General features: G+C 70.9%; 25 protein-coding genes. 13 read left to right on the top strand and 12 right to left on the bottom strand.

Translation table 11 applies throughout. The annotated features are described in order from the left end of the window. Nucleotides 1–8: 8 nt before the first annotated feature. The 9 genes from AC07PU_RS04975 to AC07PU_RS04935 form a co-directional block, all read right to left on the bottom strand. On the bottom strand, nt 9–833 hold the full coding sequence (locus AC07PU_RS04975; protein ID WP_495315736.1) for an ABC transporter ATP-binding protein: 825 nt from the start codon (nt 831–833) through the stop codon (nt 9–11). A gap of 4 nt (nt 834–837) precedes the next feature. Beyond that, entirely contained in the window at nt 838–1,677 is an 840-nt protein-coding gene (locus tag AC07PU_RS04970) for an NADPH-dependent oxidoreductase (protein ID WP_495315734.1), read from the bottom strand. Then, a complete protein-coding gene (locus AC07PU_RS04965) occupies nt 1,674–2,717 on the bottom strand; it encodes an ABC transporter ATP-binding protein (protein WP_495315732.1) in 1,044 nt (347 codons plus the stop codon). Before AC07PU_RS04965 ends, AC07PU_RS04970 begins: the two co-directional genes overlap by 4 nt. Then, on the bottom strand, nt 2,714–3,586 hold the full coding sequence (locus tag AC07PU_RS04960) for an ABC transporter permease (protein WP_495315730.1): 873 nt from the start codon (nt 3,584–3,586) through the stop codon (nt 2,714–2,716). Before AC07PU_RS04960 ends, AC07PU_RS04965 begins: the two co-directional genes overlap by 4 nt. Further along, nucleotides 3,583–4,602, bottom strand: coding sequence for an ABC transporter permease (locus tag AC07PU_RS04955; protein ID WP_495315728.1), 1,020 nt, complete (start codon nt 4,600–4,602; stop codon nt 3,583–3,585). The genes AC07PU_RS04960 and AC07PU_RS04955 overlap by 4 nt, the downstream gene beginning before the upstream one ends. After that, on the bottom strand, nt 4,599–6,209 hold the full coding sequence (locus AC07PU_RS04950; protein ID WP_495315726.1) for an ABC transporter substrate-binding protein: 1,611 nt from the start codon (nt 6,207–6,209) through the stop codon (nt 4,599–4,601). Before AC07PU_RS04950 ends, AC07PU_RS04955 begins: the two co-directional genes overlap by 4 nt. 30 nt (nt 6,210–6,239) lie before the next feature. Beyond that, nucleotides 6,240–7,448 (bottom strand): SfnB family sulfur acquisition oxidoreductase, encoded by a 1,209-nt coding sequence (locus AC07PU_RS04945; protein WP_495315724.1) that lies wholly within the window; start codon nt 7,446–7,448, stop codon nt 6,240–6,242. Then, a complete protein-coding gene (locus AC07PU_RS04940; protein WP_495315722.1) occupies nt 7,445–8,827 on the bottom strand; it encodes an LLM class flavin-dependent oxidoreductase in 1,383 nt (460 codons plus the stop codon). Before AC07PU_RS04940 ends, AC07PU_RS04945 begins: the two co-directional genes overlap by 4 nt. 76 nt (nt 8,828–8,903) lie before the next feature. Next, nucleotides 8,904–9,815 (bottom strand): TauD/TfdA dioxygenase family protein, encoded by a 912-nt coding sequence (locus AC07PU_RS04935; RefSeq protein WP_209539311.1) that lies wholly within the window; start codon nt 9,813–9,815, stop codon nt 8,904–8,906. Between the two features lie 212 nt (nt 9,816–10,027). Between AC07PU_RS04935 and AC07PU_RS04930 the strand changes: the two genes are divergently transcribed. Together AC07PU_RS04930 and AC07PU_RS04925 are read left to right on the top strand one after the other, a co-directional pair. Continuing rightward, nucleotides 10,028–10,519, top strand: a complete 492-nt coding sequence (locus tag AC07PU_RS04930) for a helix-turn-helix domain-containing protein (RefSeq protein ID WP_495315719.1) — start codon at nt 10,028–10,030, stop codon at nt 10,517–10,519. Further along, complete coding sequence (locus tag AC07PU_RS04925; protein WP_495315717.1) at nt 10,516–11,175, top strand: nucleotidyl transferase AbiEii/AbiGii toxin family protein; 660 nt, start codon at nt 10,516–10,518, stop codon at nt 11,173–11,175. Before AC07PU_RS04930 ends, AC07PU_RS04925 begins: the two co-directional genes overlap by 4 nt. A gap of 4 nt (nt 11,176–11,179) precedes the next feature. Here the strand turns inward: AC07PU_RS04925 and AC07PU_RS04920 are convergent, their stop codons facing one another. Further along, entirely contained in the window at nt 11,180–12,199 is a 1,020-nt protein-coding gene (locus AC07PU_RS04920; protein WP_495315716.1) for an ABC transporter substrate-binding protein, read from the bottom strand. Between the two features lie 226 nt (nt 12,200–12,425). On the opposite strand from AC07PU_RS04920, the gene AC07PU_RS04915 reads away from it, so the two are divergent. The 6 genes from AC07PU_RS04915 to AC07PU_RS04890 are packed head-to-tail and all read left to right on the top strand — an operon-like array spanning nt 12,426 to nt 18,696. After that, nucleotides 12,426–13,616 carry an ABC transporter substrate-binding protein gene (locus AC07PU_RS04915; RefSeq protein WP_495315714.1) on the top strand — a complete coding sequence of 397 codons (1,191 nt, stop codon included), beginning with the start codon at nt 12,426–12,428 and terminating at the stop codon, nt 13,614–13,616. A gap of 49 nt (nt 13,617–13,665) precedes the next feature. Continuing rightward, nucleotides 13,666–15,495: an ABC transporter permease gene (locus AC07PU_RS04910; RefSeq protein WP_495315712.1), complete on the top strand. Its 1,830-nt coding sequence runs from the start codon at nt 13,666–13,668 to the stop codon at nt 15,493–15,495. A 17-nt stretch (nt 15,496–15,512) separates the two neighbouring features. After that, nucleotides 15,513–16,091 carry an OsmC family protein gene (locus AC07PU_RS04905; protein WP_495315710.1) on the top strand — a complete coding sequence of 193 codons (579 nt, stop codon included), beginning with the start codon at nt 15,513–15,515 and terminating at the stop codon, nt 16,089–16,091. Further along, nucleotides 16,075–16,923, top strand: a complete 849-nt coding sequence (locus AC07PU_RS04900; RefSeq protein WP_495315708.1) for an ABC transporter ATP-binding protein — start codon at nt 16,075–16,077, stop codon at nt 16,921–16,923. Before AC07PU_RS04905 ends, AC07PU_RS04900 begins: the two co-directional genes overlap by 17 nt. After that, complete coding sequence (locus AC07PU_RS04895; protein WP_495315706.1) at nt 16,920–17,774, top strand: ABC transporter ATP-binding protein; 855 nt, start codon at nt 16,920–16,922, stop codon at nt 17,772–17,774. Before AC07PU_RS04900 ends, AC07PU_RS04895 begins: the two co-directional genes overlap by 4 nt. 34 nt (nt 17,775–17,808) lie before the next feature. After that, complete coding sequence (locus AC07PU_RS04890) at nt 17,809–18,696, top strand: VOC family protein (protein ID WP_495315704.1); 888 nt, start codon at nt 17,809–17,811, stop codon at nt 18,694–18,696. 20 nt (nt 18,697–18,716) lie between these two features. Here AC07PU_RS04890 and AC07PU_RS04885 read toward each other — a convergent pair whose 3' ends face one another. Continuing rightward, nucleotides 18,717–19,007 carry a hypothetical protein gene (locus AC07PU_RS04885; protein WP_177239394.1) on the bottom strand — a complete coding sequence of 97 codons (291 nt, stop codon included), beginning with the start codon at nt 19,005–19,007 and terminating at the stop codon, nt 18,717–18,719. A gap of 164 nt (nt 19,008–19,171) precedes the next feature. Between AC07PU_RS04885 and AC07PU_RS04880 the strand changes: the two genes are divergently transcribed. Next, nucleotides 19,172–19,669 carry an arsenate reductase ArsC gene (locus AC07PU_RS04880; protein ID WP_495315702.1) on the top strand — a complete coding sequence of 166 codons (498 nt, stop codon included), beginning with the start codon at nt 19,172–19,174 and terminating at the stop codon, nt 19,667–19,669. Nucleotides 19,670–19,687: 18 nt separating this feature from the next. On the opposite strand, the gene AC07PU_RS04875 is transcribed toward AC07PU_RS04880, so the two are convergent. Further along, the gene (locus AC07PU_RS04875) at nt 19,688–19,936 is read right to left on the bottom strand and encodes a hypothetical protein (protein WP_398495634.1); all 249 of its coding nucleotides are present in this window, start codon (nt 19,934–19,936) and stop codon (nt 19,688–19,690) included. Between the two features lie 180 nt (nt 19,937–20,116). Here AC07PU_RS04875 and AC07PU_RS04870 point away from each other — a divergent pair, with 180 nt between their 5' ends. From AC07PU_RS04870 to AC07PU_RS04855, 4 genes are all read left to right on the top strand, one after another. Beyond that, nucleotides 20,117–20,422, top strand: coding sequence for a hypothetical protein (locus AC07PU_RS04870; protein ID WP_495315699.1), 306 nt, complete (start codon nt 20,117–20,119; stop codon nt 20,420–20,422). Between the two features lie 291 nt (nt 20,423–20,713). Then, on the top strand, nt 20,714–21,397 hold the full coding sequence (locus AC07PU_RS04865; protein ID WP_495315697.1) for a response regulator transcription factor: 684 nt from the start codon (nt 20,714–20,716) through the stop codon (nt 21,395–21,397). Between the two features lie 48 nt (nt 21,398–21,445). Beyond that, nucleotides 21,446–23,218, top strand: coding sequence for an ATP-binding response regulator (locus tag AC07PU_RS04860; protein ID WP_495315695.1), 1,773 nt, complete (start codon nt 21,446–21,448; stop codon nt 23,216–23,218). A gap of 110 nt (nt 23,219–23,328) precedes the next feature. After that, the gene (locus AC07PU_RS04855; RefSeq protein ID WP_495315693.1) at nt 23,329–24,708 is read left to right on the top strand and encodes a DUF8696 domain-containing protein; all 1,380 of its coding nucleotides are present in this window, start codon (nt 23,329–23,331) and stop codon (nt 24,706–24,708) included. The last annotated feature ends 66 nt before the right edge of the window (nt 24,709–24,774 follow it).

Below are 24,774 nucleotides of genomic sequence, written 5' to 3'. Positions count from 1 at the left end.
CCGGCCGCTCAGGCGGCCGCCGGAAAGCGCGGCACCGCCGCGGCCAGCTCGGCGGTGTAGGGATGCCGCGGACGCTCGAACAGCGCCTGCGGTGCCCCTTCGTCGACGATGCGCCCCGCGCGCATCACCAGCACGCGTTCGCACAGCAGCCGCACCACGCCGAGGTCGTGCGAGATGAACAGGATCGCGAGGCCGAGTTCGCGGCGCAGCCCCGACAGCAGCGCGAGCAGGCCGGCCTGCACCGAGACGTCGAGCGCCGCGGTGGGCTCGTCGAGGATCAGCAGCTCGGGCGCGGGTGCCAGCGCGCGCGCGATGCCCACGCGCGCGGCCTGGCCACCCGAGAGCTGGTGCGGCCGGCGCGCCAGCAGTTCGTCGCCGAGCTGCACGCGCCGCGCGGTCTGCAGCACGCGTTCGCGCAGCGCGGCGCCGTCGAGCGCCGCGAGCCGGCGCAGCGGATCGGCGATCGCCTCGAAGGCGCTGCGGCGCGGGTCCAGGCTTTCGTACGGGTCCTGGAACACCATCTGGATGCGATGGCGCCAGGGCGCCTCGGCCGCCTGGCTGGCGCGCACGGTGGCGAGATCGATGCCGTCGAACAGCAGCCGGCCCGACAGCGGATCGGCCAGCCGCGCGAGCACGGATGCCAGGGTCGACTTGCCGCAGCCCGATTCGCCGATGAGGCCCAGCGCCTCGCCGCGCGCCAGCGCGAAGCTCACGCCGTCCACGGCCGGCAGCCAGCGGCGGCGATGCAACAGACCACCCCAGGCTGGCACCGCGGGCAACGCATGGCGTGCGCGCAGGTCCTCGACGCGCAGCAGCGCTTGCGACTCGCTCATGGGTTCAGCGCAGCCCGATGCGTTGTGCGGCCAGCGCCTCGACCAGCCGGTGGCGGCCGCGCAACTGCGCGGGATCGCGCAGCCGTGCCAGCGAGTGGTCGCTCCAGCGCACCGCCGGCATGCCCTGTGAGGCATAGAAGGACTGCATGGTCGCGTCGTAGTGCTTCACATGGCCGACCGTATCGCTGGCCGCATGGCGCTCGTGCGAGAGCACCGCGCGCTGCGGCAGCCGCGGCTTGACGGCCGCGGGCCGCGCCGGATCGGGCCAGCCGATGCACAGGCCGACGACGGCGAACACGCCGGGCGGCAGGCCCAGTTCGGCCGCCACCTCTTCGGGCCGGTTGCGGATCGCGCCGAGGTAGACGGTGCCCAGCCCCAGCGATTCGGCCGCGGTCACGGCGTTCTGCGCGGCCAATGCGGCATCGATCACGGCCATCAGCGAGGTGTCGAGGAAGTCGGCGCCCTCGATCGGCACCGCGGCGTCGTCGGCCAGCGTGCGCAGGCGCGCGACGTCGGCCAGCCACACCAGCAGCAGCGGCGCATCGCGCACCTGGGCCTGCCGACCCGCGTACTCGGCGATGCGGGCCCGGCGTTCGGGGTCTTCGACCGCCACCACGCTCCAGGTCTGCAGGTTCGACGAACTGGGCGCCGACTGCGCCGCGGCGATCAGCCATTCGAGCGTGCCCGGCGGCAGCGCGCGCTCGGCATCGAAGGCGCGCACCGAGCGGTGGGCCAGCAGGGTTTCGAGCACGGGGTTGGCCGGTGGCGGCGCGGACTGCGGCGACTCGCCGCCGTAGCGGCTGCGAAAGAGCGAGGCCAGGGTGTCGGACGTGGGCTGTGTCATGCGGGGATTGCTTCGGATGTCTGATGAACGGGATGCTCGGCGCCGGGCTGCGCGGCCGGCGCCAGCGGCAGCCAGCAATGCACGCGGTGCGCGGTGCCTTGCCGCTGCGCCACCGGCGGCTGCATCCGGCAGCGCGCCTCGGCCTGCGGACAGCGCTCGGCGAAGCGGCAGGCCGGCAGGTCGGTGCGCGCGAGATCGGGCAGGCGGCCATCGACGCCGCGCAACGCATCGAGCGTGTTCGCCGATTGCGGCGTGGCGCGCAGCAACTGGCGCGTGTACGGATGGGCCGCGCCCTCGCGCAGGCGCCGCGAGGGCAGGGTCTCGACCACCTGGCCCGCATGCATCACGGCGATGCGGTCGCAGCGCTGCGCGGCCAGCGCGAGGTCGTGGGTGATCAGCAGGGTCGCCAGCCCGCGCTCGCGCGCGAGGCCGGCCAGCAGGTCGAGCACCCGCGCCTGCGTGACCACGTCGAGACCGGTGGTCGGCTCGTCGGCGATCAGCAGCTCGGGCTCGCCGGCCAGGGCCAGCGCGATCATCGCGCGCTGGCACTGGCCGCCCGAGAGCTGGTGGGCAAAAGCGCGCTGCCGGCGCTCGGGCTCGGGCAGGCCCACGCGCTCGATCCATTCGAGCGCGGCCTGGCGCGCGGCGCGCGCCGACAGGCCGCGGTGCAGCCGCAGCACCTGTTGCAGCTGGTCGCCGATGGTGCGCAGCGGATGCAGCGCGCGGCGCGGACTCTGGAACACGAAGCCGATGCGCCGGCCGCGCAGCGCATCCCAGGCCGCGCGCGCCGGACGGCCGCTGCCGTCGAGCAGGTCGAGCCCCTGGAAGCGCAGCCGCCGCGCGGCCGCGTCGGCCTGCGCATCGAGCAGGCCCGCGAGCGCCAGCGCGGTCACCGACTTGCCCGATCCGCTCTCGCCGACCAGGCCCAGGGTTTCGCCGGCCGCGAGCTCGAGGCTCACGCGGTCGAGCACATGGACCGCGCCCTGCGCGCCGTGGAAGCGCAGGCTCAGCGCATCGACCTCGACCAGCGGCGCGCTCATGGGCCGCTCCGGTCGGCGGCGCCGCGCGGATCGAGCCGGTCGCGCAGCGCGTCGCCCAGCAGCGTGAAGCAGCCCACGGCCATGAACAGTGCCAGGCCCGGGAAGCCCGCGAGCCACCACTGGCCCGTGATGATGTAGGGCGCGCCCTCGCTCACCAGCACGCCCCACTCGGGCGTCGGCGGCTTCACGCCGAGGCCGATGAAGGACAGGCCCGCGCCGTTGAGCAGCGCCCAGCCCAGGTTGATCGAGCCCTGCACCGCGAGCATGGGCAGCACGTGCGGCAGCAGCACGCCGAACAGCAGCCGCGCCGGCCCCTGGCCGCCGAGCCGCGCGGCCAGCACGTAGCCGGCGCCGCGCCGCACGCCGACCTCGCTGCGCGCGAGCCGGATGTAGAAGGGCAGGTTGATCAGCGCCGTCGCATAGACGATGTTGATCACCGTGTTGCCCCAGGCCGCGACCAGCGCCATCGCCACCACGAACAACGGGAAGGCCATCAGCACGTCGACCAGCCGGCCGACCCAGCGGTCGAGCCGGCCGCCGACGAAGCCGCACAGCGCGCCGATGGCGCTGCCCGCCGCCAATGACAGCAGCACCGCGCCCGCGGCCATCGAGAGATCGAGCCGCGTGGCCACCAGCACGCGCGAGAACAGGTCGCGGCCCAGCGCGTCGGTGCCGAACCAGTGCAGCGCGCTCGGCGGCTGCAGCCGCGCGGGCACGTCGGTGGCCAGCGGATCGAAGGGCGCGAGCGCGGGGCCGGCGATGGCGGCGAGCAGCAGCAGCGCGAGCAGCAGCAGGCCCAGCGCCTCGTTGCCGCGCGGGCGCCAGCGCGGCCGCTCATCTGCCTCGAACTTGCCCGGCACCGCGCTCATGCCGCATTCCCCACGCGCGGATCGATGCGCTCGTGCAGCAGGTCGATCGCGAAATTCACCAGCACGAACATCAGCGCCACCAGCAGCACGAAGCCCTGCAGCGGCGCATGGTCGGCCGCCATCAGCGCGTCGAGCGCATAGCTGCCGATGCCGGGCCAGGCGAACACCTTCTCGATCACCACGTTGGCGCTCAGCATGTACGAGAACACCATGCCGGCACTGGTGACCACCGGCAGCAGCGCCAGGTGCAGCGCGCCGGCCAGCACGGCGTGCGGCGGCAGGCCGAGCGCACGCGCGGTGCGCACGGGGTCGCTGCGCAGCACGCCCAGCAGCGACGCGCGCGTGAGCCGCGCCACCGGCGCCAGCGAGAAGGCCGCCATCGCCACGCTCGGCAGCAGCAGCCGGCCGGCCGCGGAAGCGAAGGCATCCCAGCGCAGTGCGAGGGCGGCATCGAGCAGCATGAAGCCGCTGCGCACCGGCGGCGGCTCGATCATCGCGTCGATGCGGCCCGTGGGTTCGGGCGCCCAGCCGAGCAGGAAATAGAAGACGTAGACCAGCAGCAGCGCGATCACGAAGCTCGGCACGCAGCTGCCGCCCACGGTGAGCACGGTGCAGGCGCGGTCCCACAGCGAGCGCGGGCGCAGCGCGGCCGCCGTGCCCAGCGGCAGCGCCACCAGCAGCGTGAGCACGAAGGCCGCAACGGTGAGCTCGAGCGAGGCCGGCAGGCGCTGCCACAGGTCGGTCAGCACCGGCTGCCCCGTCGTGTGCGACTGGCCCCAGTCGCCGTGCGCCAGGGCCTGCAGGTAGTGCCACAGCTGCGTGGGCAGCGGCAGGTCCAGGCCCATGCGCGCGCGGATCTGCGCGATCTCCTCGGGCCCGGCATTCGGCCCCGAGGCGAGGAAGGCCGCGGGGTCGCCCGGCAGCACGTGCGTGAGCACGAAGGTGAAGACGGCCGTGCCCGCGAGCACCGGCACGGTGGCCGCGAGCCGCGAGACGACGCGCCGGGCAAAGCTCATGAACGCGTCAACGGCCGGAAGTCCACCTGGCCATGGATGTAGTAGGTGAAGCCCTGCAGGTCGGGCTGCAGCGCCGCCTCGAAGGTGGGCAGCCACAGCGGCACCAGCGGCACCTGCTCGAAGGCGATCTCGATCGCGCGCTGGATCGCGCGGTCGTATTTCGCGCGGTCGGTCTCCCAGCGCGCCTGCTCGAGCAGCTTGGCGAGTTCGTCGTTCTTGAACGAACCGAAGTTCCAGCGCCAGTCGCCCTGGAAGAAGATGCGGAAGAAGTAGTCGGGGTCGTTGAACCAGGCCGAGGAGCTGTCGATGAAGAAGGGCAGCTTCTTCTCGGTCTGCAAGGTGCCCCACTGGGCGCTCGGCACCTTCTCGATGCTCAGCGCGATGCCGATCTTCGCCAGCGCCTCCTGGATCAGCAGCGCCGCGGGCTCGGCCAGCGTGGCGTCGCCGACGTTGTAGCTGAAGCTGGTCTTGAAGCCCTGCGGATAGCCGGCCTGCGCCAGCAGCTCCTTCGCCTTGAGCAACTGGGTGTCGTAGGGATAGGGCTGCGGAAAGCGGCTGCTCGCGGGCTTGCCGGGCCTGGCGCCGTACAGCGCCTCGCCGCGGCCCAGGTTGGCGCCGCGCAGCAGGGTGGTGTAGGGCAGGGCGTAGGCGATGGCCTGGCGCACGCGCACGTCGTCGAAGGGCTTGGCCTGGGTGTTGAAGGCGACGAAGCGGAAGCTGGTCGTGACCGGCACCGACACCACCTTGGCGCGCGTGGTGTCGGTCAGCGCGTCGAGGTCCTTGGGCGGCAGCTGCAGCGCCACGTCGGCGTCACCCTTGAGCAAGGCGGCCACGCGGTTGGAGGCCGAGGGCACGACCTGGAACACGGCGCGGCGCAATTGCGGCGCGGCGCCGCCCTTCCAGCCGTCGAAGCGGGTGTAGACCACCTGCTGGCCCGGCGTGAAGCTCTCGATGCGGAAGGCGCCGCCGCCGGCCTCGTGCGCCTTGACCCATTCGGTGGCCCAGGGATCGGCCGCGGTGGCATGCGACTTCGCGAGCTCGCTGTTGAGCACCGAGGCGAAGCTCAGCGCGAGGTTCGGCAGCGTGTAGCGGTCGGCGCGCGGCAGCGCGATGCGGAAGGTGTGCGCATCCACCACCGTGAACTGCGAGGGATTCTCGAGCGAGCCGGTCGCGAGCTGGCGCTTGCTGGCCGGCAGCGAGACCGCGCGGTCGAGCGACCATTTCACGTCGGCGGCCGTCACGGGCTTGCCGTCGTGGAAGGTGGCGTCGCGGCGCAGGAAGAAGGTCAGCGTGCGGCCGTCGGCACTGGTCTCGAAGCGCTCGGCCAGCTCGCCGCGGAAGCGTCCGTAGTCGTACTTGAAGACGCCCGGCGAGAGCTGCGCGCGGTCGAAGTTGATGAGGCGGTCGTAGACGTTGAAGAACAGGCCCAGCGATTCGCGGCTCACGCCCTCGCCGTGCGGGTCCTGCGAGTTGGGCGCGCCCTCGGAGAGCACGCGCAGCGTGTCCTTGCGCGCCTGGGCCCAGGCCGACAGAGGCAGGCAGGTGCCGGCGACGGTGCCGAGCGAGAAGGCGGCGCTGCCTTGTTGGATGAAACGGCGACGGTCCATGGTGATGGCTTTCGGAGAGACGATGAGGAATCAGATCGAGGCGTGGCGTTGCGGGCTGGCACCGTTGAGCCAGTGGTTGCCCACGGCATGCGGCTTCCAGCGCACCGGGTCGTGCACGGTGTGGGTGCGCGCATTGCGCCAGTGGCGATCGAGGTTGTGCTCGGCCAGCGTGGACTGCGTGCCCGCGAGCTCAATCAGCGCGGTGGCGGCCTCGAGCGCGAATTCGGTGCTCAGCACCTTGGCTTCGGCCACCGCGATCGAGGCCTCGGTCACGTGTTCGGCACCGGGCTCGTCGCGCGCACGGTCGAGCGCGCGGCCCGAGCGTTCGAGCAGCGCCTCGGCCGCATGCTGCTGGATCACCAGCCGGCCGACGCGTGCGAGCGTGAGCGGATCGTCGGCCGCGCGCGCCACGCCGCTGTCGGGCCAGGGCCGCGCGCGCTCGCGCAACCAGTGGTGCAGGTCGGCCATGGCGGCACGGCCGATGCCGAGATCGATGGCCGCGTGCAGCACTTGCGCGAACGGGCCGTGGATGGTCGGCGGCTCGAACAGCCTGGCGCGCGGCAGCACCTGCAGCGCGCCGACCGCCACGTTGTCGGCCGTGACCGTGCCGCTCGCGGTGGTGCGCTGGCCGAAGCCGCTCCAGTCGTCGACGACCTCGAGGCCCGGCGCCTCGCGCGCGACATAGACCAGCACCTGCTTGTCCTGCTCGTCCTTGGCCGCGACCGGCACCCAGTGCGCGAACAGCGCGCCGGTGCAGTAGAACTTGCGGCCGTCGAGCCGCAAGCCCTCGGGCGTGGCGCGCAGCCGCGCGGTCACGACCTTGGCGTTGGCGGTGCCGCTTTCCGACACCGCATTGCCGAAGCGCCGGCCCTCGATCGCCTCGCGGAAGAAGAAGGTCTGCTGCTGCGCATCGCCGATCAACCGCACCGCGTCGACCAGGCAATAGTGGTTCTGCGGAATCTGGCCGAGCGCGGGATCGGCTTCGGAGATCAGCGCTGTGACCTCGGCCAGCGTGGCATGCGAGACCGCGGCGCCGCCGAAGGCGCGCGGCACCGTGATGCCCCAGAGGCCGCTGGCCGAGAAGCGCTCGACCTCCTCGAAGGGCAGGCGGCGCTGCCGGTCGCGTTCGGAGGCGCCGGCGGCGAAGTCGGCCGCGAGGCGGCGTGCGATGGCGAGGGCCTCGGCATCGTCGCGCACGACATGGACCGGGCCGGTGGGGAGGGAGGAGAGAGCTGTCATGGCGATGTGGAGGTGCGCCGCCGCACCCCGGTGTGGGAGGACGGCAGCCGGGCGCGGCCCGGGCCGAAGATCTTTTCGCGCCAGCTGCCTTCGGCATAGGCGCGCTTGTGCAGGCCGCGGCGCTGCAGCTCGGGCACCACGAGGTCGACGAAATGCTCGAGGCCCTCGGGGCTCACGGTGCGCACGAGGTTGAAGCCGTCGATGCCGGCCTCGCTGACCCAGGCCTCGATGGTGTCGGCGATCTGCGCGGGCGTACCGACCACGGGCGCATGGCGCGCGCCCAGCGGCATCTGCGCGAGCAGCGCGCGCGGGGTCAGCGGCGCGCCGCCGGACCCCTTGAGCGAGGCGACCGAACTCTGGATCGCATCGGCGCTGCCGCCGCCGATGGCGTCGTCGAGGCCATGGCGCGAGAGGTCGTGGCCGATCGCGCTGCTGAACTGCACCAGGCCGGCCTCGGGCTGCGCGTAGCGGCGGTACTCCTCGTAGCGCGCGCGGGCCTCGGCTTCGGTGGAGCCGGTCACGACCAGCAGCGTGGTCACGAAGCGCACCGCGTCGGCATCGCGCCCGGCCTCGGCCAGCGCCGCACGCAGCTTGCGCACCACGGCCGCGGTGGCGGCCAGGCCCTGGTTGGGCACGAACACCACCTCGGCATGGCGCGCCGCGAAGGCCGTGCCGCGCGCCGAGGCGCCGGCCTGGAACAGCAGCGGCGTGCGCTGCGGCGAAGGCTCGCAGGGATGCACCGCATCGAGCCGCCAGCCTTCGCCCGCATGGCGGATGGCGCGCACGCGCGCCGGGTCGGCATAGATGCCGCGCGCGCGGTCGGCGATCACCGCGTCGTCGTCCCAGCTCTCTTCCCAGAGCCGGTAGACCAGCGTCATGAACTCGTCGGCCAGGTCGTAGCGCCGGTCATGGCCGGCGGCGGCGGCCGCGCCCTGTGCGCGCGCCGAGCTGTCGAGGAAGCCGGTCACGATGTTCCAGCCGATGCGGCCCTCGCTCAGGTGGTCGAGCGTGGATATGCGGCGCGCGAAGGCATGCGGCGCCTCGGCCGCGATGGTGGCCGTGATGCCGAAGCCCAGGTGGCGCGTGACGCTGGCCATCGCGCTCACGAGCACGGCCGGGTCGTTGATCGGCACCTGGATGCCGTGGCGCAGCGCGGCCTTGGGGCTGCCGCCCCAGACGTCGTAGACGCCGGTCACGTCGGCGAGGAACAGGCCGTCGAACAGCCCGCGCTCGAGCGTGCGCGCGAGGTCGAGCCAGTAGGGCAGCCGCTTGTAGTCGGTGGCGCGGTCGCGCGGATGCCGCCACAGGCCGTGGGTCAGGTGGCTGGGCGTGTTCATGTCGAACGCGTTCAGCAGGATGGGGCGGCGGGGGAGGGACATGGCTGGCTCGCGCGCGCGCCGCCGCGCGGGGCGGTGGCGCGCATCGCGCTGCGGGTGGGAAGTGCCGGTGGCGGTGTCAGTACGGGCGGCTGCCCGAGAGGCTGATGCGCTTGAGCACGCGGCGCTCGCCGTTGTCGAAGGCGCTGCGCGCGTGCAGCGTGGCCTGGTTGTCCCAGTAGACGATGTCGCCCACGCTCCAGCGGTGCGTGTACGCGAAGCGCGGCTGCAGCAGGTGCTGGCGCAGGCGCGCGATCAGCGCGGCGCCGTACTGCGGATCGACGCCCACCACTTCGACCTCGGTGCGCGCGCCCAGGTAGAGCACGCGGCGGCCGCTGTCCGGATGGGTGCGCACCAGCGGATGCACCTCGAAGGGCTCGAGCGGCGTGATGTCGGGCGTGCGGTAGAGCGGGAAGCCGGTGGTGAGCGGCTTGAGCTTGCGCAGGAAGGGGTTGTAGGTGATGAGCCGCAGGTGCTCGATCTCGCGCTGCGTGCCGGCGTCGAGTTCGTCCCAGGCGGCCGCGAGGTTGTACCAGGTGGTGTCGCCGCCCTCCGAGGGCACCTCGATGCCGTAGAGCAGCGAGCCCGACGACGGCACCGGCGTCCAGTGGTGGTCGGCATGCGCCGCGAGCTCGTCATGGCCGAGCACGCCGCCATCGACATTCGACACCCGCACGATGTCGGGCGTGTTGCCGCCATAGGGATCGGAGCCCAGCACCGGCACGTTCGACGGCGGACGGAACACGGCGCCGAAGTAGCTGGCCAGGCGCTCGAACTGCGCATCGTCGAGCCGCTGCTGCTTGAGCACGAGCACATGCCGCTCGAGCAGCGCCTCCTTGAGCGCACGCACCTGCGCGGCCGGCACCGGGCGCGTGGCATCGAGACCGGTGACCTCGGCGCCGAGCGACGCGTCGATCGCGGCGATCCTGAACGGGACAACGGAAGAAGGTTCGGCAACGGTCGGCCGTTCGGCGGCAAGCACGGAGGACATGGCGTGGGAGCGCGGGCGCGCTGGGTGGAATGGATGCTGCGCCCGATGCTAGGAAAGTTCGCATGGGTTGCATGCGCTCTTTGCGCATGTGCTTATGCGAAGAATCGAAGGGGAGTGGTTCGGGCCGGGCTTAGGCCTTTTTCTTTGGCATTCAGATTCAACCGGAATAGAATGTCCAATATTTTTGACATATTTCGGATTCAATCTTCGCCATGAACCTGATCGACATCGGCCACGCGGTACGCGCCAGGCGCACTGAGTTGGGCTTGTCCCAGTCTCAGCTGGCGCACCTGAGCGGCCTGTCGCGGCAGACCCTGGTCGGCCTGGAGAACGGTGCGCTGAGCGACCTGGGCGTCAACCGCGTGGGCCAGGTGATGGCGGTGCTGGGGCTGGACAGCCCCGCGCCGGATACGCTGGCGCGGCGCAAGAAGCGTGGCCTGTGGATGGCGGCCAAGACGGCCAGCGTCAGCTACGCACGCGAACTCCGCCCCGAAGCGCTGGAGAAGGTCCTGGCGAGCGGCGACGTGCCGCCGCCATTCACCGCGCACCTGACCCATCTGCTCGATGAAGCGCCCGTTCCCGTCGTCGTGATGGCCGTGGAAGAAACTGCCTCGCGCGCGCACCTGCCGCCGCGGCAGGTCTGGCGCAACGTGGCGAAGCTCGCGGAGTCCTTGTCCGTGCACCGGCGGGCGCTGTGGGCATGAAGCCGAGACCATTGCCCAACGGCCCCTGGGAGGCACTGTTCGCGCGGGCGCTGACGCTGCTCGACGACATCGGCCGGTACGGCGGCATCGCCGATCCGTTCTGGACCCTGGGCGGCGGGACCGTGCTGATGTTCCGCTACCGTCATCGGCTGAGCAAGGACATCGATATCTTCGTGCCCGATCCGCAATACCTCGGCTATGTCACGCCTCGGTTGAGCGACACGGCGGCGGACTTGACGCAGGACTACACCGAGCAGCCGGGCGCCTTCGTCAAGTTGCAGTTCGAGGAGGGCGAGGTCGACTTCGTGGCCGCTCCCAATCTGCTGCCGGACAAGGCCTGGGAAATCTGGCCCATCGGCGGCCGACAGGTGAAGGTGGAGACAGCCGCCGAGATCATCGCCAAGAAGATGTACCACCGCGGCCACCGGGTCACGGCGCGCGACCTGTTCGACCTTGCACTCGTGATCGAACGCGAGCCTCTAGCTCTTCTGCCGGCGGCACCGTTCCTGCTGCGCCACCGGGACGCCTTTCTCGGCCAGATCCGGCAACCGCATGCCGGCTTGCGCGCCGCGTTCGATGCCATCGCGACGCTGGATTACGCGCCGGACTTCGAGCACTGTGCGACCACGGCCGAAGAATTCCTGACCGGCCTGTAGCCCCTCAAGCCAGCACGTCCAACGACACGTGGTTCGCGAACCGAACCACGTCCGTGCTCTTCTTCAGGATCCCCGCATTCCGGAAGTCCGTCGCAAACGCCTCCACCTCGTTGCGCAGCGCCTTGCCCGCCGGATGGTGCTTGTAGGTCAGCTCGGTGAACAGCTTCTGCAGGTCTTCCACCGCGACCTTGGGCGCGTACTTGGCATAGATGCGCGCCGACTCGTTCGGGTTCTCGGCCACGTAGTCGGAGGCCTGCGCCAGCGCGCGCACGGTGGCGGCGGCGCGCGGCTTGTCGTTGCGCGCGAACTCGCCGCGCGCGCCGACGATGCAGCACAGGCGTTCGGCGTACTCGCCCTTGGCGCTGTTGGCGATCTCGGTGAAGACGCCGGGGTTGCGCTTCTCGATCAGGTAGACGTTCGGGTCGCCGTCGGCAATGGCCTGGATCTCGCCCTTCTTCACGGCGATGTCGAGCAGGTCGGCCGGATAGACGCGCCAGTCGACGTCCTTGTCGATGTCGATGCCCTTCTTCGCGAGATGGATCGCATAGAACTGGCGCGCCGGGCTGTTCTGGTCCGACACGCCGATGGTCTTGCCCTTGAGGCTCGCGAGCTCGGTGGTCACGCCGGCGGCCTTGGCGCCCACCAGCCGCAGGCAGCCGCCGTGCACGCTGCCGACCACCTTCACGTCGAAGCCGGCTTCCAGCGGCTTGACCCAGCGGTGGATCAGGCCCACGCCGACGTCGGCCTTGCCGGTGGCCAGTGCCTCGAGCATCTGGTCGGACGAACCGGCCCAGTTCAGCAGCTCGACGTCGAGCCCGTTCTTCTCGAAGAAGCCGCGCTCGAGCGCGACCGGTACGGGCGCGAGGCAGAAGCCGGCCTGGCTCCAGGCAAAGGTCAGCTTGCGCGGCTGCGACCAGGCCGAGGCGCCGAGCAGGGCCGCGGAGCCCACGACGGCGGCGGCGGCGCCGGCTTGAAGGACGCCGCGGCGCGAAGGCGGCAGGCGCGAGGAAAGAGAGTCGGTCATCAGGGCTTCTCCACCGGAATATTCGAAGCGGCGAGTGTCCGAGCGCGGTCCACGCGTATCCAACGAATGTTTTCGGTCATGCATATGTCCGGCCTGCAAGAGCGCCAAGAGCGCGACATGGCTTGCTCGGAAAACGCATATCGCGCAGCGCTTTTTTTCGTTCCAGCGGCCCCGGGCAACGCGAAGAATGGCCGGCCTGATCTTCATGCCCCGGGACCCCCACACCATGCCAACACCGATCTCCCGCCAACGCTTCCTGCGCCGGATCGCCGCGCTGTCGCTGGCCGGCGCCGCCTTCGCGCTGTCCGCACCCGTCCTGGCCGCGCCGGCCAGCGGCGAGCCCGTCTGGTTCGGCGTCAGCGGGCCGCTGACCGGCCAGAACGCGCAGTACGGTGCGCAGTGGAAGGCGGGCTTCGACCTCGCGCTCGAGCACATCAACGCGCAGGGCGGCATCCATGGCCGGCCGCTGGCCTACAACTTCGAGGACAGCCAGAGCGATCCGCGCCAGTCGGTCGCGATCGCGCAGAAGCTGGTGAACGACAAGCGCGTGTTGATCGAGCTCGGCGACTTCTCGAGCCCGGCCTCGATGGCGGCCTCGCCGATCTACCAGCGCGCGGGCCTGGTGCAACTGGGTTTCACCAACTCGCACCCCGACTTCACCAAGGGCGGCGACTACATCTGGAGCCCGTCGATCAGCCAGGCCGACGCGCAGCCGCTGCTCGCCGATCTCGCGGTCAAGACGCTGGGCTTCAAGCGCATCGCGGTGCTGTATCTCAACACCGACTGGGGCCGCACCAGCAAGGACGTGCTGGTGAAGGCCGCGCAGGAACGCGGCGCGCAGCTCGCCATCGCCGAGGGCTACCAGCCCGACGAGAAGGACTTCCGCTCCACGCTCGTGCGCGTGCGCGACGCCAACCCCGACGGCCTGGTGCTGATCTCCTACTACCCCGACGGCGCGCTCATCGCGGGCCAGGTGCGCAGCGTGGGCCTGAAGCAGCCGATCGCGGCGGTGGGCTCGGTCTATTCGCCGAAGTTCATCGAGCTCGGCGGCGCCGCGGTCAACGGCATCCACACCAACACCGCCTTCTTCCCCGAGGAACCGCGCGCCGAGGTGCGCGACTTCGTGAAGAGCTTCCGCGCCAGGTACGACAAGGAACCCGACGCCTTCAACGCCTATGCCTACGACGCCGTGGTGTACGCGGCGGCCGCGCTGCGCCAGGCCGGCCCCAACGCCGACCGCAAGGCGGTGCGCGACGCCTTCTACAAGATCAAGGACGTGCCCAGCGTGATCTTCGGCAAGACCAGCTTCGATCCGCAGACGCGCCGCGTGATCGGCGTGAAGAGCGTGAACCTGGTGGTGAAGGACGGCAAGTGGGCGCAGCTCGACGAGAAGGCGGCGCTGGCCTCGACCAAATGAGCGTGCTCGCGCACGGCGCGCCTTTCCGTGAGGAGAGGGCGGTCCTTCGATGAACTTCGGCTCCTTCTTCGACTACACGGTCAACGGCCTGATCATCGGCAACATCTATGCGTTGCTGGCGGTCGGGCTGGCGCTGATCTTCGGCGTCTCGCACCTGATCAACTTCGCGCACGGCTCGGTCTACACCGTCGGCGCCTACATCGGCTGGGCCTCCACCACATACCTGCACACGCCGCTGCCGGTGACGATCGCGCTGGTGGTGCTGGGCTCGGGCGCGCTCGGCATGCTGATCGAGCGCGTGGGGCTGCGCCCGCTGCAGGGCGCGGCACGCATCGCGCCGCTGCTGGCCACCATCGGCATCAGCTTCGTGCTCGACATCCTGGTGCAGCTGGTCTTCAGCCCCGACCCGCGCGCGCTGCCCACGGCGTTGCCCGACTGGCGGCTGCAGGTCGGCAGCGGCACCATCGGCGCGCTCGACCTGCTGATCGCGGGCATCGGCCTCGCGAGCGCGGCCATGCTGTTCGGCTTCCTGCGCTTCACCAGGCTCGGCTGGGCGGTGCGCGCCACCGCGCAGGACCGCGATGCGGCGCAGCAGATGGGTGTCGACGTCGACCGCGTGAATCAGACCGTGTTCGCGATCGCGGCCGCGCTCGGCGGGCTGTCGGGCCTGCTGGTGGGCATGTACTACAACAACATCAGCCCCGCGATGAGCTTCCAGGCCACGCTCAAGGGCGTGGTGGCCACCGTGGTCGGCGGCGTGGGCAACGTGCCGGGCGCCATCGTCGGCAGCCTGCTGCTCGGACTGATCGAGAGCTACGGCGTGGCGCTGCTGGGCACGCCCTACCGCAACCTGTTCGCCTTCGCGCTGCTGCTGGCGATCCTGGTGTGGAAGCCCAACGGCCTGTTCGGCCGCAAGCGCGCGCTGCCGCCCGAGCCGCTGACCGGCACCTTCATCGCGCCGAGCAAGCCCTGGCGCGTGCCACGCCGCCTGCTCGTGGCGCTGTTCGCGGCCGCGGTGCTGCTGCCGCTGTTCGATCCCTCGCCCTACCTGCTGCAGACGCTCACCAATGCCTGGCTCTATGCCGCGCTGGCGCTGAGCCTCACGCTGGTGGCGGGCACTGTAGGCCAGATCTCGCTCGGCCATGCGGGGCTGCTGGCCATCGGCGCCTATGCCTCCTCGCTGCTGGTGCTCGACCTGCACCTGCCGGTGGGCACGGGCATCGTGCTGGCGGGCATCCTCACCTCGCTGATCGGCACCGCGCTGATCTTCCCGGCCTTCCGGCTGCGCGGCCACTACGTGTCGATCGCCACGCTGGGGATCGGCGAGATCGTGGCGCTCACCATCCTCAACTGGGAGAGCCTCACGCGCGGGCCGATCGGCGTCTCGGGCATTCCGCCGCTGTCGCTGTTCGGGCGCGACGCCTCGTCGAACGGCGCGATCTATTGGGCCTCGTTCGGCGCCATGGTGCTGCTCGCGCTGCTGCAGTGGCGGCTGCTGGGCTCGCACCTGGGCCGCACCTTCCGCGCGGTGCGCGAGGACGAGGTGGCCGCGCGCGCCTACGGCGTGAGCCCCGATCGCTACAAGGCGCTGGCCTTCGGCTTCGGCGGCTTCGCGGCCGGCGTGAGCGGCGCCTTCACGGCCCACATGTACTCGTACATCAACCACGAGACCTTCGGCTCGCAGATCTCGATCCTGGCGCTCACCATGGTCATCCTCGGCGGGCTCGGGAACATCAGCGGCGCGCTGCTCGGCGCGGTCGCGCTCGTGAGCCTGCCCGAACTGTTCCGCGTCACCGCCGAGTACCGCATGCTGATCTACGGCGTCGCGCTGCTGCTGTTGATCCGTTTCCGCCCGCAAGGCCTGCTGGGCACCGTCTGAAGAAAGAACCACACACCATGAGCCATCTCAACGACTACCTCGCCGAGAAGCGCGCCGCCGTGCTGGCGCGCAATGCCGCCGTCGACGCGGGTAGCGCGCAGCCGCTGCAACTGAAGGCGAGCGTGAAGGCCGAGGGCCGCAGCGGCGTGCGCCGCCTGCGCATCCGCGACCACCAGGTCATCAGCGACAGCCCGCCGAACTTCGCGGGCTACGACCTCGGCCCGAGTTCGCCCGAGCTGCAGCTCGGCGTGCTCGGCACCTGCGTCACGCACATCTTCCTGATCCAGGCGGCCGAGCGGCAGGTGCCGCTGGAGAGCCTCGAGGTCGAGGTCACGGGCCTCATCGATCCGCGCGGCGGCAAGCCGGGCCACGAGAGCACGCCGATCTGGCCGCACCAGATCGGCTACACGGTGCACATCGATTCGCCCGCGAGCCAAGCCGAGGTCGACGCGCTGTTCGAGGCAGTGGAGCGCAACTGCCCGATCCTCAACCTGCTGCGCAACCCGCAGAACATCCGCGCCGAGGTGAAGCTCGTGAACTCGAAGGCGCAGGCCGCCAACGCGCCGCAGGAAGCGGGCGATGCCATCGCTGCTTGAGATCCGCGGCCTGGTGCGCCGCTTCGGCGGCCTCACGGCCGTGAACGCGGTCGACCTGCACGTGGCCGAAGGCGAACTGCTCAGCGTGATCGGCCCCAACGGGGCCGGCAAGACCACGCTCTTCAACCTCGTGACCGGCCTGGACCGGCCCGACGCAGGGCAGGTGCTGTTCGAGGGCCGGGACATCACGGGCCTGCCCGCGCAGCAACTCGCCGCGCGCGGCCTGGCGCGCACCTTCCAGCATGGGCGCGTGTTCGCCAACCTCTCGGTGCTCGACAACGTGCTGGTCGGCGCGCACACGCGGCTGCGCGCCGTGAAGCCGCGCGTGGGCGGCGTGCCGGGCCTGGGGGCGATGGCCGAGCTCGCGCTCGCGCTGGTGCAGCCCGCCGCCGTGCGGCGCGAGGAGCAGACACTGCGCCGGGATGCGCTCGAGATCGTCGCGCTGTTCGGCGAACGGCTGGCGCCGCGCATCGACCACCCGGCCTACAGCCTCTCGTACGCCAACCGACGCCGGGTGGAGATCGCGCGCGCACTCGCGCTCCAGCCCCGGCTGCTGCTGCTCGACGAACCCACGGCCGGCATGAACGAGAGCGAGACCGCCGAGATGCTCGAGATCATCCGCGGCCTGAAGGCGCGCGGCCAGACCATCCTGCTGATCGAGCACAAGCTCGACCTCGTGATGCAGCTGTCGGACCGCGTGGCCGTGCTCGACGACGGCCGCAAGATCGCCGAGGGCCGGCCCGACGACGTGCGCAACGACCCCGCGGTGATCGAGGCCTACCTCGGCCACCGGCAGGTGGGGCAGGCACGGCCCGAGGCGGTGCCCGCATGATCGCCACCGTCGCCCGCACGGGCCTGCCGCCGTCGCCGTTGTGGGGAGACGGGCGCGACGAGGACCATGCCGCACCGGCCGTGCCGGCCGCTGGCCCCGCGGCCCGCACCGCCGTTCATCCGCTGCTGCAGCTGCGCAAGGTCAACAGCTTCTACGGCCCGGTGCAAGCCCATTTCGGCCTCGACATCGAGGTGCGCAAGGGCCAGATCGTGAGCCTGCTCGGCGGCAATGCCAGCGGCAAGTCGACCACCATGAAGATCGTGCTGGGCCTGCTCAAGCCGCGTTCGGGCGAGGTGCTGTTCGACGGCGTCTCGACGCTGGGCCTGAGCACGCCGCAGATCATCCGCAAGGGCATCGGCTCGGTGCCCGAGGCGCGCCGGCTGTTCCCGGCGATGACCGTGCGCGAGAACCTGCTGATGGGTGCCTACGCGCGCAACGACCGCCGCGCGGTGGCCGAGGACCTCGAGCACATGCTCGAGCTGTTCCCGCGCGTGGCCGAACGCATCGACTTCCAGGCCGTCACGCTCTCGGGCGGCGAGCAGCAGATGGTGGCGATGGCGCGCGCGCTCATGGGCCGCCCGCAGCTCATCTGCATGGACGAGCCGACCATGGGCCTGTCGCCGCTGTACGTGGACAAGGTGCTCGAGCTGATCGCGCGCATCAATGCCCAGGGCGTCTCGGTCTTCATGGTCGAGCAGAACGCCAGCCTCGCGCTGCAGATCGCGCACCACGGCTACGTGCTGCAGACCGGGCGCATCGTGCTCTCGGGCCCGGCCGCCGCGCTGCTCGACGACCCGCGCATCCGCGATGCCTACCTGGGCGGCGACGGCGCCGCGCGCACCGCCTCCTGAACTTCACACGCCCCCAACGGGAGAACACACGACCATGTCATTGAAACTCGACCACATCGTCATCGCGGTGCACGACCTCGAGAGCGCCATCGCCGACTACGCGGCGCTCGGCTTCCAGGTGCTGCGCGGCGGCGACCATCCGGGCCGCACCACGCACAACGCGCTGGTGGTGTTCCAGGACGGCAGCTACTTCGAGCTGATCGCCTGGCGCGCGCCCTCGCCCGAGGAGCGCTGGTGGCAATTGCTGCAGCGCCATGGCGAAGGCATCGTCGACTTCGCGCTGCTGCCGCGCAGCACCGCGATCACCGTCGAGGAGGCCAAGGCGCGCGGGCTCGCGCTCGACGGCCCGCTCGACGGGGGCCGCGTGCGCCCCGACGGCGAACGACTGCGCTGGCAGACCGCGCGGCCCGCGACGGCCGACCTGCCTTTTCTGTGCGGCGACCTCACGCCGCGCGCGCTGCGCGTGCCCGAGGGCGATGCGCGCACGCATCCCAATGGCGCGCTCGGCGTCGCCAGCCTCGCGCTCGCGGTGCACGACCTCGACGCCACGCTCGAGCGTTACCGCGCGCTGCTCGGCGACGGGCATGGCGAGGTGGCGGTGCATGTCGGCGAAGCCGTGGCGCTGCCGGGCAGCGGCGTGCGGCTGGCCGTGATCGCGCTCGGCGGCAGCGCGCTGGTGTTCTCGTCGCCGCGCGCGAGCGCGAAGACCGATGCCGCCACGCCCATCGGCCGCGCGGTGGAGCAGCGGCTCAGCGCGCGCGGCGAGGGGCCGTACGCGCTGGTGCTGCACACCGCCGCCACGCCGTCGCCCGAGGCGCCGGACCTCGCGATGACGCATGGCGCATTGATCGAATTCGCGCCGGGCGCGCGCGAAGGCGCCGCGCGGCGCGCCTCGGCGCTCGACAGCCTCGTGGGCGGCTGAACGGCGCGGGAGCGGGCCGCTTACTTGTCGGCGTGCTCGTCCTTGGCTTCTTCGCCGTCCTCGGCCGACTCTTCCTCCGACTCCTCTTCTTCCTCTTCCGATTCCTCGAAGTACTCGGGGATCGGCTGCTCGGCCAGCGCCTTCGCCAGCTGCAGGCGGAACTCGGCCAGCGCCTTGGCCGACTTGGCGATGTCCTTCGCGCCCTGGTCGGCGATCTTCTCGACCAACAGGGCCGGTTCTTCCGACAGGATGATCTCGATGTAGTGGTCGGCGAGTTCGGCGGCGGCGATGAGCTTGGCGTCGGTGGACATGCGGTGCTTTCGATGAAGTGGAGAAAGACGCCATCCTGCGCAGCGAAGGTGACGCCGGCACTACACACGCCGGCGCGGGGGTGTCATGCGTGCGTCATCGGAAGCGGCGTCAATGCCCGGGTCCGCAACAAACCGGGCCGCGACGCGCGGCCTCGCGTCACGCCATGAATCCTGGCCATCCCGTCCACGTCCTGTTCCTCTGCAACAGCAATGCCGCGCGCAGCCTGATCGCCGAATCGCTGCTCAACCAACTGGGCCACGGCCGCTTCGTCGCGCATTCCGCGGGCCATGCGCCCACGGCCGACGGCCAGGCCGATCCGCGCACGCTCGAGGCGCTACGGGGCGCGGGTCTGCCGACCGAAGGGCTGCGCAGCAAGAGTTGGGAAGAATTCGGTGCGGCCTCGGCCCCGCACATGGACCTCGTGATCACGCTCTGCGACGAATCCGCGGGCGAGACCTGCCCGGTCTGGCCCGGCCAGCCCGCCTCGGCGCACTGGTCGCATCCCGACCCGCGCGCACCGGGCGCGGAGCTTGGCGACGACGCCTTCGTGCAGACCATGCATGCGATCCGTCGGCACGTGGAGCTGCTGGTCAACCTGCCCGACGAACGCATCGACCGCCTCGTGATCGAGGCGGAGGCGCGTCAGATCGGGACTTCCTGAGCCGCTCGCCGCCAGGTCTCAAGCGTCGCGGCGATAGAGCGCCCACCGGACCGTGAGGATGTCGGCGGCGATCTTGGCGGCGTTGGCGCCCGCGTAGTCCTGCGTGGGGTCGAACTCGAAGCCCTGGCGGTAGCGCACCACCTGCCCGTAGTCCCGGTCGAACACCATCGGCCCGGTCAGTTCGGCGGGATCGGTGCCGGACGGAACGGCCATGAATTTCTCGGGATCGGTGACGCTTTGGTAGAGATCGACGCTGAGCTGGGACATGGTTTTTTTCCTCGAGGTCTTGGTCGGAAGAATGATCGGCCGCCGGCGCGGGCGGCGGGCAGTCCTCCACCGGCAGGCCGAGTCGGCAATGACCTACAGAAGACGCGCGGTCCGATCGATACGGTGTATCAAGGCGTAGATGATTGCGACTGCGCCCAACTTCTTCGCTGGGGAACAAGCATGCAAGACAACCGGGACGCCGCCTTCGCGGCATGGGTGGGCGCCGAGGACGCGGCCCAGGCGGCCATTCACGTGCTGCACCAGCGAACGCGCGGCGGCCGCATGAAGGTCGCAGCCCAGGAGATCGAGCAGATCGCGCGCCTGCGCAAGGAAGCCGACGTGCGCTTCGCGGCCGTGTGGGGCGCGCTCGGCACGGCCGCACCCGAGGCCTTGCCCGAGCCGCTGCCGCGCGCGGAACGGCCCCAGCGCATCGTGGTGGGACCACGCGCCGCGCAAGGGCAGGCGCTGCCTTCGATCGCGATTTGAGCGCGGGCCGCGCTGCGCGGCACTCATGAGCCGAGGCGTCCAGAAGAGCTATCTCTTCTTGCGTAGGTGAGCGCGTTTGCGTGGCGAATGAGCCCGCAGAAGACTGGAATCCTCGAAGCGGTCGCTCCTTTTCGACGTGCAGCAGGACTGGCGACGACACCAGCGAGGATCGCGCAATATCCCAAAGGGCGAGTCCCTTGCCGATGGCGCCGATCGTTCGCCGCACAGCAGCTGCTTTCATGACTTTGGTCATTTCGGTTTTCGCTCGAGGCAGCACTAAGATGCCCGCCCATGGCCCACGCCACACCCCTGTCACCGCATGCCGCGTCGCTGCGCAGCGAAGCCGGCCTGCCCCTGCCGGCGCGCGGCATCCTGGTGGTCGACGACCATGAGCTGGTGCGCCTGGGCCTGCGCGCGCTGCTGCTCGCGGAGACCGGCAGCGTGCCGGTGCACGAGGCGCGCTGCCTCGCCGACGCCTTGCACCTCTACGCGCTCCATGAGGCCTCGCACCACCTGGTGCTGCTCGATCTCGACCTGCCCGACTCGCAGGGGCTGGACACCCTGGTGCGCTTCCGGCGCGCCTTTCCTTCCTCGCCCGTGATCGTGCTCTCGGGCAAGGACAGCCATGCGCTGATGCACGGCGCGATGGCGCTCGGGGCGCAGGCCTTCCTGCCCAAGACCGGCCATCTGGGCGAGGTGCTGCGCTACGTGAGGGACAACGACCTGATCGGCCTGCCGGCCCGGCCATCGACGACCTCGAGCGGTGCGCCCACGACGCCGGCGCGCGCCGAGTCGCAGCCGCAGCTCAATGCGCGCCAGGTCGAGATCCTCGACTGGCTGCTGGCCGGCAAGTCGAACAAGGAGATCGCGCAGCTGTCGCACCTGACCGAGGGCACGGTCAAGAACCATGTGTCTACCTTGCTGCTGCTGTTCGGCATGCGCTCGCGGGCCCAGCTCATCAGCAGCCTTCGATAAGCTCTCCGCGCCATGCGGCCTTCGATGGGAGATGCCCGCATGCTCGCGATGACTGAGTCACCCCCACCCGAACTGGCCCGGCGGGTGCTGCGCGAACAGGTGGCGGCGGTCCATGCGAATGCGCCGGCCGCCTATCTCGCGGACATGCTCACGGCCCAGGCGCTGGGCATCGGCCTGTTCGTGGCCACCTGGCGCTGGCAGGTGCTGCTGTGGATGGCGCTGCACCTGGCATTGACGCTGCGACGCGCCTACCGGCGCTACCGGCGCAGCCCCGATGCGGCCGAGCATCCCGAGTACTGGGCGCGCTTCAATGCGCGCAACGTGCTGCTGCGCTCCTGCGTCTGGGGCCTCGCGCCCTGGCTGTGCGTGCCGCCGGGGCGCAACCTCGGGCTCTGGGTCATGGTCATCGTCATGATGATGGGCGGCTGCGCGGGCGGTGCGCTGTCGCTGGCGGTTCTCAAGCGCAACATCCCGCGCTTCATCGTGCCCAGCATGGCGAGCCTGACCCTGGCGCTGGCCTGGCGCGGCGACACGGTGCACCTGTTCCTGGCCACCGGTTGCCTGCTCTACATGTGCGTGATGATCACCTTCGCGCTGCAGCACCATCGGCTGCTGACGGCCTCGCTGACCATGCGCTTCGAGAAGGAGGCGCTGGCCGAGCAGCTGAGCCACCAGATCGCCGCGACGCAGCGCGCCAGCGAGGAGAAGACGCGCTTTCTCGCCGCGGCGAGCCACGACCTGCGCCAGCCCCTGCATGCGATCGCGCTGTTCGGCGCGGTGATCGAGAAGAAGCTGCAGGGCAGCGAGGAATGGGACCACGCGGTGCGGCTGATGGATGCGGTCGGAACGCTCGGCGATTCGCTCGATACCTTGCTGGACATCTCGCGGCTGGACGCCGGCGAGGTGGCACCGCGGATCCGGCCGGTGGAGCTCAATCCGCTGTTCCTCGCGCTCAACAACGTGTTCGCGGCGCAGGCGACCGGCAGGGACCTGCAACTCCGATTGCGCGCCACGCCGTGCTGGGTGCTGAGCGACCCGCAGCTGTTGCAGCGGCTGCTCTCCAATCTGGTGGACAACGCGCTCAAGTACACGCCGCGCGGCGGCGTGGTGGTGGCCGCCCGTGCGCGCGGGCCGCTGGTGTGGATCGATGTCTGCGACACCGGCATCGGCATCTCGCCCGAGCACCTGGGCCGCATCTTCGACGAGTTCTACCAGGTCGACAATCCGGGCCGCGATCGCGCACAGGGGCTGGGCATCGGCCTGTCGATCGTGCAACGGCTCTCGCGCCTGCTGGCGCATCCGCTGCAGGTGCATTCGCGCCCGCGGCGCGGCAGCCGCTTCCGCATGGTGCTGCCGGCGGTGTCGGCCTCGGGTGTCGCGCCGTCCATCGCGCGCCCCGACGCCGTCCTGCCCTTGCCGCGACGCGTGCTGCTGATCGACGACGAGGCGCCGATCCGCCAGGCCGTGACCGGGCTGCTGCAGGCGCATCGCGTGGCCATCGACGCGGTGGCCAGCGAGGCCGAAGCCGAGGCCGTGCTGGCGCAGGCCGCGCAGGCGGGCGCCCCGGTCGACGTGTTGTTGTGCGACGTGCGGCTGGCCGATGGCGCCGACGGGCTGGCCGTGGCGCAGCGGCTGCGCGCGCGCTTCGGCCCCGGCTTGCAGGTGTTGCTGATCACCGGGGAAACCGCGCCACGACGGCAGCAGCAGATGCACGACGCAGGCCTGCAGGTGTTGCTCAAGCCGGTGGCGGCCGACAGGCTGCTGCAGGCCCTCGCAGCGCTGACGCGACACGAAACGACGCCCGTCAGCAGGCACGCCTGAGCGTCTTTTTTCCGCCGAAAGTCGATGACCTTCGACACTAGATCGCAGGTGTCGCGATCCCTACCGTGGAGGCCTTCTCATCCACTCACTTGAAAGAAGGAAGGCCTCTCATGAACACCCGTCTTGCCGTTTGCCGTGCAGCGCGCACACCCGTCGCGTTGCTGGTCATGAATCTCGTGCTGGTGGCCTGTGGGGGCGGCGGCGGTGGCGGGGGCTTTGCCGGCTTCCCGGTCGCTCCCGCTCCCGCTCCCGCTCCCGCTCCCGCTCCCGCGCCTGCCGCGCAGACACCTCCGCCGGCACCCGCTCCAGCCGCGGCCTCGATCACGACGCAGCCATCGAACACCACCGTGGGCCAGGGCGTGTCCGCCACCTTGAAGGTGCAGGCCGTGCACGCCACGGCCTACCAGTGGCAGCGCAGCACCGACGGCGGTGCCCACTGGAGCGATGTCGCCGGCGCCACCGGCGACAGCTTCCGCACGGCCGCCAGCCAACTGGCCGACAGCGGCCAGCAACTGCGCGTGCGGGTGACGGGCGCCAGCGGCAGCGTGACCAGCCGCGCCGCCACGTTGACGGTCAAGCCCTGGGTCGCCACCGTGCTGGCGACGACGGGCGTGAGCTACAGCAGCCCCTATCAGCTCGCGCTCGATGCGAGCGGCGCGAAGCTCTACGTGGCCATGGGCGGCAATGGCTCGGTCTATCGGATCGACACGGCCAGCGGCAGCGGTGCCGAGGTGACGCCGGGGACGACGATGAATGCGCCGGTCGGCCTGGCACTGGCGGCCGACGGCACCCTCTACGTGAGCGACCAGCATCGCATCAGCAGGATCGCGCCCAACGCCACGACCGCCAGCACCTGGGTCGGCACCGGCAGCAGCGGATACGCCGACAGTCCGGCCACCGCGATGTTCAACAACCCCACCGGCATCGCGCTCGACAGCGCGGGCAACCTCTTCGTGGCGGACACGGAGAACAAGCGCGTGCGCAAGGTCGCGCCCGACGGCACCACGAGCACGCTGGCGGGCGACGGCACGCAGGCCTACCTCGACGGCGTCGGCACGGTCGCCCAGTTCGCGCGCCCGCAGGGCCTGGCGCTCAGCCGCGACGGCAAGACGCTCTACGACACCGACACCGACAGTCCCTGCCTGCGCAAGATCGACGTGGCCAGTGCCACGGTGAGCACGCTGCTGGGCGATTGCGCCAACGGCAACGCGGGCGCGGGCGTGGTCGACGGAACGGTGGCCACGCCGGCCAAGCTCGGCTATTCGTACGGCGTGGCGGTGGATGGGCACGACAACGTGTTCCTGACCCACGCCTGGGATGGCGTGGCGCGCGTGGTCACGCCCGCGGGCGAGATCAGCACCCTGCAGGACGGCACCGGCGCGCCGATCGCCTTCAATTTCCCGATCGGCGTGGCGGTGGCCGCCGACGGCACCGTCTATGTGGGCGCGAACCACGGCAACCAGATCCTCAAGCTCACGCTCGCGCCCTGAGCGCGCATGCCCGGTAATGCAACTCGCTCTCGACACGGGGACATTCGTCGAAAAGACGAGGGCGAT

This window comes from Variovorax sp. GW821-FHT10D07 (assembly GCF_059415325.1).
The sequence above is the reverse complement of the archived record's forward strand: the minus strand, read 5'-3'. Positions and strand labels throughout refer to the sequence as shown.